The organism is Zoogloea dura (assembly GCF_012927165.1).
GTDB classification, from domain to species: domain Bacteria; phylum Pseudomonadota; class Gammaproteobacteria; order Burkholderiales; family Rhodocyclaceae; genus Zoogloea; species Zoogloea dura.
Map to the genome: position 1 here is coordinate 18390 of NZ_JABBGA010000037.1, position 10691 is coordinate 29080.

The window sequence follows — 10691 nt, forward strand, 5'->3', positions numbered from 1 at the left end:
TTCAGCACTCCTCGAATTCGAAGACCTGGCCGTTCAGTTCAGCAGGATCGATCTTGATCAACGAACCACCGCCAATCGCTTCCGACTCTTCCACCCACGTGAATTTCACACCGCGCGCACGCAGATCTTCCGCCTTTGCGGCAAGACCATTCACCGCGATCCGGATGTAGTAAGGGCCGGGGCCCCAACTGTTCAGGTAGAGCCCAGCCTCGCTGTCCCAGCGGGTCGCCTCGATAACATCGAGGGAGGCACTGTTCTGCAGCGTCAGACCCATAGTGGCGCGGCGGTAACCTTCCCGATGGAGGGCTTCGACTTCACCGACGGGCTCCCAATCGAGATTGCTGGAGCAGCAGCGCAAAGTGTGGTCCAGATCGCGCACCAGGAAGCCACGGGCCGTCACACGGACCATGTCGCCCGGCTTCGGGTCGCGGGGCTGTGGGGCCGGTATGGCGAAGGTGTCAGCAGGCATTTGCAGCGGCTCCATCGGCATCACCTCAATGCACAGGCCACCGTCCACCACAGGGCGATAGCGCGGATCTTCAGGCGTCACGCCAAGCCACAGGCGATCAAAGGGCATCTCGGGGGTGCGCTGGGCCATGCGGAACGGCAGGCGGCGGCGCATCAGTTTGTCCACGAGGGCGTCAAACTTGGGGCCCTGGCAGGCCAGCACGATAGAGTGCGTCAGCATTGGGCGATGCCGGCCCTGGTAGGCCATCAAGCTTTCAAGGAAGTCGTGGAACAGCGGGTCGCCGGGGTTCGGACGGTCAAGATGCCACTGGGGTTCGACCCGCGTCGGTGATACCGCCAGGGACTTGTGCACCCGCAGGAAGTGGGCAATGTAGGGATGGTTGTCAAAGGCCTGACGCCAGTTCGGGTGAGAATGGATGCCCAGCTTTTTGACCAGCAGATCCGCCATCGCATCAGGATCCGGAACCATCATGTCGGCGCTCATCAACAGATCGAACATTGCGTATATCTCCTTCTAATTGCGCGCACCGGCCCCCTGGCCAGAGCGAATCCGGCCGGTCGGCGTGCTTATCGGTAATCGGGTTGTGAGAGGGCTAGGGCGCGTCTCAGGCGGTAGCGAGAGCGCCCCGGGGCTTCGGGTTGAGCAGGAAATGCGAAAGAGCCGGGATTAGCACTAGGGCACCGAGCATGTTCCACAGGAACATGAAGGTCAGCAGGATGCCCATGTCGGCCTGGAACTTGATGGGCGACCAGGCCCAGGTGATCACCCCCGCGGCCATCGTCAAGCCCACCAGGGCGACGACCTTGCCGGTAAAGTCCAGCGAGCGTCGATAGGCCATACGCAGGGTGTCTCCGCGGCGTTGTACGGCAATCTGCACCGACAGCAAGTAGAGAGCGTAGTCGACCCCGACTCCCACACCGACGGCAATCACCGGCAGCGTGGCCACCTTCAGACCAATGCCCAGCCACACCATCAGCGCCTTGCAGATGATGGTGGTCATCACCAGCGGAATCAGCGCGACGATGGTGGCGCGGATGCTTTTGAAGGTGATCAGGCACAACAGCGCTGTGGCCCCGTACACTGCGAGGTACATGGTGATGATGCTCTTTTGAACCTCGATATTGGTGGCCGCCTCGATGCCGGCGCTACCCGCTGCGAGCAGGAACTCGACGGGCTGCTCTGTGCTGCCCGAGGCGGTCTGTTGCAGGTTGAAGTCCTCGGCGATCTTCAGCACCCGGCTCAGCGTATCCGCCTTGTGGTCGGCCAGGTAGGCCACCAGCGGCGACACGGAGCAACCCTGGTTTGTGATGTCCGGCGTCGCAATCATCGCGGCCGACACCGATGCGTCGACGATGGCCTGGTTGCGGCTCAGGGCAAGCCACTTGGGGCTGCCTTCGAACATCGCCGACGACACCGAGCGGACGGATTCAGCCAGTGAAGTGGTTGTCTGAACGCCCGGGTCCTGGCGCAGGGCCCAGGCCAGATCGTCCATCTGACGCAGGGAGTCGTAAAGTCGACAGCCCTCTGCCCCCGTTTTCATGATGACCACAAACTGGTCACTGGAAAGGCCATAGTTGGCGGTGATGTAGGCGTTGTCCTGGTTGTAGCGGGACTCGGGACGCAGTTCCGGGGCGCCTGAATCCAGATCACCGATGCGCAAGTCTTTCATCACCACGGTACTGACCGCAGTGATCAGTACGGCCACGGAGATCATGCCGATAGCCCAATTGCGCTCTGTCAGCACATCAAGTCTTGCCCACAAGCGACCAATCACGGTGCGCGGCGCCACCGTGCCCGACTCCTCCTCGATGGCCCGACGAGCGGCCGATTCGCTGACACCGATGTAGGACAGGGTCACGGGAATCAGCACCAGCTTCGTAAACACAAGCACCGATACGCCAATGCAGGTGGTGATCGCCAGATCACGAATCACCGGAATGTCGATGATGACCAGCACCGCAAAACCGACGATGTTCGCCAGCAACGCAGTCAGGCCAGCCATGAACAGGCGCCGGAATGTGTAACGCGCCGCCACGTATTTGTGGGTACCACGCCCAATATCCTGGATGATGCCATTCATCTTTTGCGCCCCGTGGGACAGGCCGATGGCAAAGATCAGGAAAGGCACCAGGATTGAATATGGGTCGAGCTCGTAGCCCAGCAACTGCATGAGGCCGAGGAGCCAGACCACGCCAATGACTGCCACTGTCACCAAGAGGATGGTGCTGCGCAGGCAGCGTGTGTAGAGGTAAACAAAGATAGCTGCCACGGCCACCGACACGGCGAAGAACATCATGACTTCGCGCAGACCGGCAATCAGGTCGCCGACAACCTTGGCGAAGCCGACGATGTGGATACCGATCCGGTCGTTCTCGAGCACACGGATCTTCTGTTCAAGATCGTCGGCAAAGACGCCATAGTTCAGCGGCTCGCCGGTCTGGGGATTCACGTCGAGCATCGGCGTGACGATCATGCTGGAGCGCAGATCCTTGGACACCAGCTTGCCGACGATGCCGGCCTTGGCCACGTTGGCCCGCAGGGCCTCCACGGTTGCCGGGCTGCCGTTGTAGTTGGCGGGCATCACGGCGCCGCCGGTGATGCCGTCCTCGGTCACTTCGCGCCAGCGCACGATGGGCATCCACAGGGACTTCATCCACGAACGATCAACGCCAGGAATCAGGTAAAGGGTGTCATTGACCTTGCGCAGCACTTCCAGGTATTCGGGGTCGTAGATGTCGCCCTTCTTGTTCTCGACGACGATGCGGATGGTGTTGCCCAGACCCGGCAGCTCCTTCTTGTTTTCCAGGTAGTTCTGGATGTAGGGGCTGCCGAGGGGAATCATCCGCTCGAAGTTGGCATTGACGTGGATGCGCGTCGCCGAAAAACCGAGAAAAACCGTGGCAATCAGGCAGGCCACGAGGAAGATCACCCGGTTGTTGAAGATGAAACGCTCGAGGATGTTCCCGGACCGCCGATCGAAATCGGCAGCATCCCGAACCACAGGCATCGCACTGTTCTCTTTATGGCCGGCCATGGTTGTCTCTTGTCGTTGTTATGCGTGGCAATGTCAGCGGGCGGCGGGCAGCGTAACCAGATTGACCCCACCATGGCGTGTCAGCGCCAGGTCATTGGTACCCACCAGCGTGGCGGCCAGCACTTCACCCTGGCGCGGCACTTGCAGCGCAACCAAGGTGCGGCCGCCATCCGTAGTCGAAAAAACATGCCCGGCCTGCGAAACCAGAATCAGACGGGTGCCACCCGCGGGCAGTACGGCGATGATGCTGGCCTCTACGCTGGTTTCGATCTTGCGCCAGCTGGCACCGCCGTCTTCGCTAGCCCAGGCATTGCCGCGCAAGCCGTAGGCGAGGAGCAGGCCAGGTGCCGCATGCACGCCGAAGAAGGTGCCGTTATACGGCGTCTCGATGGTCGTAAAATGATCGTTGCCCTTGTCAAGGCGCCGCAGTAGCCCCTGCTCACCGGCAAAATAGAGTGATGCTCCATCGCTAGCCGCTGCATAGAAATGCAGGCGGCGGTCGTTCTCGGCCCGCTCGATCCATGGCTCCCAGCTCTTGCCGCCATCGCGGGTACACAGAACAAGGCCGAAGGCACCGATCACGAAGCCCTCACTGGCGTCACTGAAAAGCACGTCGAGAAAGGGGTTGGGCATCACGTCGGGGCTGGCCGACTGGGCCATCAGGCGCTCGATCTCGCCCTTCACGCGGGCTGCCACGGTGTCCCCGGCCGCTGCTCGCGCTTCATAGCTACGATTGAGGATTTCCAGCACCGAACGTCCATCGAGGACGCGCGTCCAGCTTTCGCCACCGTTATCGGTGCGCAGCACTACCCCGTCATGCCCGACGGCCCAGCCGTTGCGCGCATCCCGTAGGTGCACCGCGGTCAGGTCGGCACGCACCGGCACCGTGGCCTGGCGCCAGTCCTTGCCCCCGTTGGACGAGAACAGGATGTAGCCCCGTGGCCCGACGGCAACAACACGCGCGCCCTGGCTGGCAATGCTGACCATCGGGCTGCGCAGGGCCAGCGCGGTAATCGGCGCACCGCTGGCGAGGGGGTCGGCTGACGCCCCGGCAACAGACGCAGAGGCAAGCGCCAGGACCAGAGGCAGCGTGGCGACACGCGCCAGACCGGCCAGAATGAATCGTTTTTTCACAGCAAAGTCCCCAGTCACCATGAGTCGTGGCCGCTGCCGGCACGCTCATCGCTGAGCGCACCGACCCGGCTGGACCACCAAGCTCACCCGAAGGTCAGCGGGCAGTTTCCCGCGCCACGACTGCCTCGGGGTTCAAATCCCGGTTGGCCATCGGCTTGTCGAGCACGCCATAACCACCTTCGAGGCCGTCATTGACCAGGGCGTACATGCCCTTGTTGAAGTCATAGATGACGTTCTTGACGGTGTAGGGCGCGGCCACGTCGTAGAGCTGGACCATGGAGTTGAACAGGGAACGGTAAAGCTTGCCGCTCTGGTCGTAGGCGTCAAAGAGGCCGGCGCCGTAGGTGTCTTCGTCCAGATAGTAAGTACGCTTGGCATAGACGTGACGGTTACCCGGCTTGAGCGTCGCTTCCACCACCCACACCCGGTGCAGCTCCCAGCGCCAGCATTGCGGGTTGGCGTGGGACGGCATGAACTGCTCCTCGGTCTTGCAGCCGAAGTACAGCTTGTAGGCGTTGTAGGGAATGTACATTTCCTTCTTGCCGACCAGCTTGAAGTCGAAGCGGTCCATCATCCCGGAGAAGACGAAAAGTTCGTCGAACAGTGTCACTCCGCCCATGCTAGACACAGGAGTATCGTAGGAGAACTCCGGCGCCAGCTTCACGCGGCGCTGGCCCGGAGTGTAGCTCCAGGCACGCCGGGGCTTTTCGGTGGGATCGAGATAATCCACGATACCCGTGGCTTCACCCGCCTTGCGCACCGGCGACTGGGTGATGGAGTGAGTGCGCCAGTACATCAGCGGATCACGGCCATCAAGGTCGGCGTGGTAATAGGGGGTTTCTTCCAGGGTTTGCTGCTGGGCAGTCATCACGGCCTTGCCGGACGAATCCACCACCCACGAACGGGACGATTTGGTTGTGGTGTCAGCCTTGTAGCGCAGTTGCAGATTCCACATCACCTCATAGCCCGTCTTGGGGATCGGAAAAGGCAGACCACCGCGACAGTCGGCTTCCACGGCCAAACCGTTCTTGAGCGTCTTGCAGGTGGTGGCATTGCGCACAGTGGCGTCCAGCACCTTGGCCGGAATAGCTGCCGTGCGGTGGCTGGGATAGACATCCATGTAGTAGGTCGGATGCTTCTTCAGCAGGGTCTTCTGACCCTCGCTGAGCTTGTCCGCGTACTGGTCGACATTCTTGCCGTCGATACGCAGAACGGCCTTTTCGTCCTTGAAGGGGTCCGCCCAGAAGCCGCTCTTCGGTTTGAAGTCGGCCGGGGCCTTGGTCAGGCCACCGGTGTATTCGGGGATAGTGCCTTCCTTGTTGCCGGCCTTGATCGCGCCGTACTTGGTCAGTGACCTGCCGAGCTCCTTGGCTTCATCCGCGCCAACGGCTGCCAGGCCATGGACCGAAACGCTTGCCAAGACCAAAAGTGCGATTGCGTGCTTTTTCATGTTCTTCGTCTCCTGATTGCGGCCCTCAGAAGGCCGTCTTGAATGTGAAGGTAAGCCAGCCACGGTCTGTCGCACCAACGGCGCTGCTGAGTCCGTTGCCGCCGAGTGCCGTGGTGCCGGCCGCGTTGTAGATCGTCGCTGCAGCCAGATCCGCATACCGCAGAGTGAACTCATAGCGTGAAGCGTAGGTCATCTTGACCCCCATCGACCAGCTCATCAGGCGTTCAAAGCCACCACCACCACTGGGTGCATTACCGCTCAGTCCGTAATTAACGGTCAGCGGAACATCCATATCCCAGGACGGGAAGATATTCAGATACTGGGGGGTGAAATTGATCGCGATCTGGGCAAAATCATCGGTCGAACAACCGTCCATCTTGTTACCCAGCTTGTTACCAGGAGCGCCGCCAACCTTGGCACAGTTGTAGCCAACGCCCTTGTACAGATCCTGATTCTTGGTAACTTGATCAAGTCGGCTATAGGCAAGTTCGGCAACCAGTGTCCCGGTATCCCAAAACGAAGTTTTGGGCAGCATATACACACCATTGACAATAGCGTGCCAGGTATCGCCACGGGCACCGGTGTTGTTCACTGCGCTGACGCCGGTCGAGTTCAGGTGACCATTCTTGCGCATCGACAACTCGGAACCGAAACTCACCGGGCCAATCACCCGTGCAAAGCTCAAGCCCAGAAGTCTCACACCTTCGGGATAGACGAAGCGGAAGGGGCCGGCCGCGCCGAGGTATTGCACACCCGTTTCCGGCGCGTAGTCGTTGAACTCCCGGTAATAAGCACCAAAAGTCGATTCGATTTCCTCTACGTTCAGCTTGGCCGCAACGCCCCAGTTACCGCTACCGTCGGGCTTCTTCGCTTGAGCACGAGCCCAGTTGTTCGGGAGGCGATCCACCGTCGGTGCTGTATCGGCACCCATCAGGTAGGTACCGGCATGGGGAACCCGGGTGGGCTCCCATTCGTAGAAATACTGACCCGCGATGGACAGCCGGTCAGTGACCTGGGCCTTGCCGGACACCTGGCCAACGGGAAGGAAGACTTCCTTGGTCTCGATGCCAGGGCTCGTGACCGCCTTCACACCATCTACAGGCGACTGCGAATACGAAATGGCGTGACCGCCGATCAACAGACCCTCGCCCCAGATGTTCGTATGACGACCGACCTTGACGTTCAGCGGTACGGCACCGATGTCCATGTTGGCCCACACAAAGGCGTCGAGAAGTTCGCCAGACGGACCATTGACGTAGCGCTTTACAGATGAACTGTACTCATTATTGCGATAACTGGTGAGTGCGCCGCCAGGGGCTGTGGTGTGCACCGAGTGATCGTCGTAAGCATTGTCGTACCACGCAGCGCCCGTCACCCGAGCACCGAACTGGCCTCGATAGCTCAGATCAAGTTCGCTCAGCCAATCAACCCGATTGGTGACGACACTACCCTTTCCGAACTTGCTGTCCGACTCGTCATAGTTGGGGTTGTTCAGAAGCCGGCGATCCTGCCCTTCCATGCGCATCCCGAGGTTGTAGCGCACGGTATTGTCCCAGCGCATTCGCAGATCGGGGTTACCCGTATCCAGCTCGATCGCCATGGCACCACTAGCCCAGCCAATCGCAAGGGCTGCTGCCACACCGTGCAGCGGGAACCGTGCACGACCCAATCCTTTGTTTCTGATCATTTATTGTGTCTCCTCAGATACGACGATGACGACCATGGCCACCCATGATCCCGATGCTCCGGCTCCCTGCCCTGCGGAATTCCGAAACACCATCGACTCCTCATCCTTCGAAGCGCTGCAGGACTTTTCTGTCCTATCGACGCTCACTGCATTGTACTGAGCATTTTTTTAAAATTCTATAGTCTGATTAAAATTCTGAATACAGAATAAAACTAACTTCCATCCTTGCTGCCCAAAGCCCCCTCAGCCGGCCCGACCCGCATCCGCATCCGCATGGCGGGCACAACAGCCAGCAGAAAGACCAGGCCGACAACCATGAAGCACACGCTGAACGCCTTATCCATGGCAGCCGCCGTATCGAGCCCCCGCTCCCGCCCTTCCGCATCAAGCCAGCTGAAAAAAATCGTCAGCACGTTCACGCCGATCGCCCCACCCAGCTGGCGAATGAAATTCAGCGTTCCGGAGGCCTGGGCCAGTTGAGGCGATTCAACCAGCTGCAACGCCCCCAGGTTAAGTGACGGAATCGTCATCCCCAGGCCAATTCGTCCCAGGGCAATCAGGACGGCCAGCACGGCAAACGAACGCACCACCACGCCGGACCCAATGAGCAGGAAGGAAACCGCAAAACACAGCAAACCAACGACGATCAAGCTGTGCGCCGCAAAGCGGTCGAGCAGACGGCCGGCCGCGGTAATGCTCAGCGCCATCGCCAGTCCTCCGGGCAGCAGCATGAGCCCCGACAGACCGGCGTCGTAGTGCAGGACGGTCTGCACATACAGCGGCAGCAGGTAGGTGGAGCCATAAAGGCCCAGTCCGTAGGCAAAGGCCACCATCGCCGAGGCCGCAAAGCGTCGGTTGTAAAACAGTCGCAACTGCAGCAGCGGATAGGGAATCCGCATCTCCCAGATGACCAGCGCCACCGTAACGGCCAGCCCGACGCCGAGACGCAACAGAAAGGCCGGCGCCGTCCAGCCGTCGGCATGCCCGACCGCAAAGCCGGTCAGTAGACAAAAGATAAACAGCGCTATCAGCACCAGGCCGGGCACATCGAAGCTTTGCTGCGGGCTACTGGCGTCTCGCGCAGGGAGGTAGCGAAGACTCAGGAAGATACCGGCGACGCAGAGGGGCAGGGTGACGAAGAAGATCGCTCGCCAGCTCGCCAGATCGACCAGATACCCCCCCAGCGCCGGTCCGATGGCGGGTGCAAGCACGACACCCAGCCCAAAGGCCGACATGGCTCGCCCGCGCTCGGAGGGCGCGAAAACACGGAAGATCACCACCAGGCCCAGCGGCTGGATCAGACCCGATATCGCGCCTTGGGCAATACGTGCGGCGATCAGCAGCGGCATGCTGTCGGCCAGGCCACCTGCCAGCGAGGCCAGGCTGAACAGCACCAGCGCTCCGGCATAGGTGAGCCGCGGACCGAAGCTCCGCTCGAACCACGCAGCCAGCAGCATGGTGGTGACCATTGCCCCGAGAAAGCCCGTCGACAACCACTGGGCATCCTCGGTGCTGATGGAAAACTGCCGCATGATGGCGGGGATGGCCACATTGATGATGGTCGCCTCGACCACCATCGAGCCGGTTGCCAGCACCACGGTCAGGATCACCAGCAGGCGATAGCGGGCAGAGGAAATGCCGTCGTTCACGATGACAGGGCCACGGGGCAGCCGACAGGTGTCCGTCGCCACGCTATGCCCTCCTTCCAGACGCTCAGACTGCGCCGCCGGTCGCAGCAGCACGCGCCCGGACCGAGGCTTCGAAATCGCGCTTCAGCGTGGGGTAATAAGCGATCTGCCCGCCCATTCCCCCGGCGATGTCGATGGACGCTGCACTAATGAAGCTGGCGTAGTCGCTGGCCAGGAACAAGGCCATGCCGGCAACGTCCTCGGGCTTGCCGTAGCGGCCCACCGGCACCACCTTCATCACCATCGCATCAAACTCCTCACGGCTTACGCCCGGCCCCATTTCCTTGTAATGGCGCTCCCACTGGCCAGTATCGATCCAGCCCATGTTCAGCGTATTGACCAGGATGTTCTCCTTGGCCAGCGACATACCCAGGGACTTGGCCAGAGCAATGCAAGAAGCCCGGTTGATCACCGACGGAATACCGTCTGGCGTTGGGATGGTGCCAGCCAGCGCGTTGATTTCGATGATGCGGCCCCAGCGCTGCTTGCGCATGTGCGGCACCACCGCCTGGATGAAGCGGAAGTGGCCCATCTGCAGAATATTGGCGTGTTCAAGGATGGCTTCCGGGGTCAGCGTGTCCAGGTTGCCGCCCTTACCCTGCCCAGCGTTGTTCACCAGTACATCCACACCGCCCCACGCGGCAGCGACGTCGTCGACGAATTTGCGCACGCCTGCGGTGTCGGTGACATCCACGGCGCGGGCGATTACCGAGCTGGCAGTCGTTGCCAGCTCGGCGCCGGTTGCTGCCACGGCCTCGGCCGTGCGGGCGCAGATGGCAACCCGGGCACCTTCAGCCGCAAAAGCTCGGGCAATTGCACGACCGATACCCCGGGACGCCCCGGTGACGATGACGCGCTTGTTGCTCAGGTCGATATTCATGCTGTCCCCGCCTTCTCTGTTGGCACTTCAGCCCGCTTGTTTCACAAGCACTCGATGATCGTTGCGGTACCCATCCCGCCCGCACAGCAGATCGCCTGCAGCCCGTAACGGCCACCCCGACGCTCCAACTCGTACAGTAGGGATGTCATGATCCGGGCCCCGCTGGCCCCCAGCGGATGACCCAGCGCAATCGCCCCGCCATTCACGTTGAGCTTCTCCAGGTCCGCGCCCAGCTCCTGCTGCCACATCAGCGGCACCGGGGCGAAGGCTTCGTTCACTTCGTACAGGTCGATGTCCGCCAGACTCAGCCCGGCCTGCGCCAGCACCCGGCGGGTCGCCGCGATCGGGC

The 10691-nt window shown here is 61.2% G+C and carries 7 protein-coding genes and 1 pseudogene; all 8 read right to left on the bottom strand.

Translation table 11 applies throughout. The features are described 5' to 3' along the window. Position 1 precedes the first annotated feature (1 nt). Positions 2 to 967, bottom strand: coding sequence for a VOC family protein (locus HHL15_RS24120; RefSeq protein WP_169148359.1), 966 nt, complete (start codon positions 965 to 967; stop codon positions 2 to 4). A 106-nt stretch (positions 968 to 1073) separates the two neighbouring features. Beyond that, on the bottom strand, positions 1074 to 3503 hold the full coding sequence (locus tag HHL15_RS24125; RefSeq protein ID WP_169148360.1) for an efflux RND transporter permease subunit: 2430 nt from the start codon (positions 3501 to 3503) through the stop codon (positions 1074 to 1076). A 33-nt stretch (positions 3504 to 3536) separates the two neighbouring features. Then, the gene (locus tag HHL15_RS24130) at positions 3537 to 4637 is read right to left on the bottom strand and encodes a WD40/YVTN/BNR-like repeat-containing protein (RefSeq protein WP_169148361.1); all 1101 of its coding nucleotides are present in this window, start codon (positions 4635 to 4637) and stop codon (positions 3537 to 3539) included. A 94-nt stretch (positions 4638 to 4731) separates the two neighbouring features. Further along, positions 4732 to 6087 carry a DUF1329 domain-containing protein gene (locus HHL15_RS24135; RefSeq protein WP_169148362.1) on the bottom strand — a complete coding sequence of 452 codons (1356 nt, stop codon included), beginning with the start codon at positions 6085 to 6087 and terminating at the stop codon, positions 4732 to 4734. 25 nt (positions 6088 to 6112) lie between these two features. Continuing rightward, positions 6113 to 7774, bottom strand: a complete 1662-nt coding sequence (locus HHL15_RS24140; RefSeq protein ID WP_169148363.1) for a DUF1302 domain-containing protein — start codon at positions 7772 to 7774, stop codon at positions 6113 to 6115. Between the two features lie 212 nt (positions 7775 to 7986). After that, positions 7987 to 9465, bottom strand: coding sequence for a DHA2 family efflux MFS transporter permease subunit (locus HHL15_RS24145; protein ID WP_169148364.1), 1479 nt, complete (start codon positions 9463 to 9465; stop codon positions 7987 to 7989). Positions 9466 to 9487: 22 nt separating this feature from the next. Continuing rightward, a complete protein-coding gene (locus HHL15_RS24150; protein WP_169148365.1) occupies positions 9488 to 10342 on the bottom strand; it encodes an SDR family oxidoreductase in 855 nt (284 codons plus the stop codon). A 41-nt stretch (positions 10343 to 10383) separates the two neighbouring features. Beyond that, positions 10384 to 10691: pseudogene (locus HHL15_RS24155) on the bottom strand (steroid 3-ketoacyl-CoA thiolase); the annotation flags it as partial.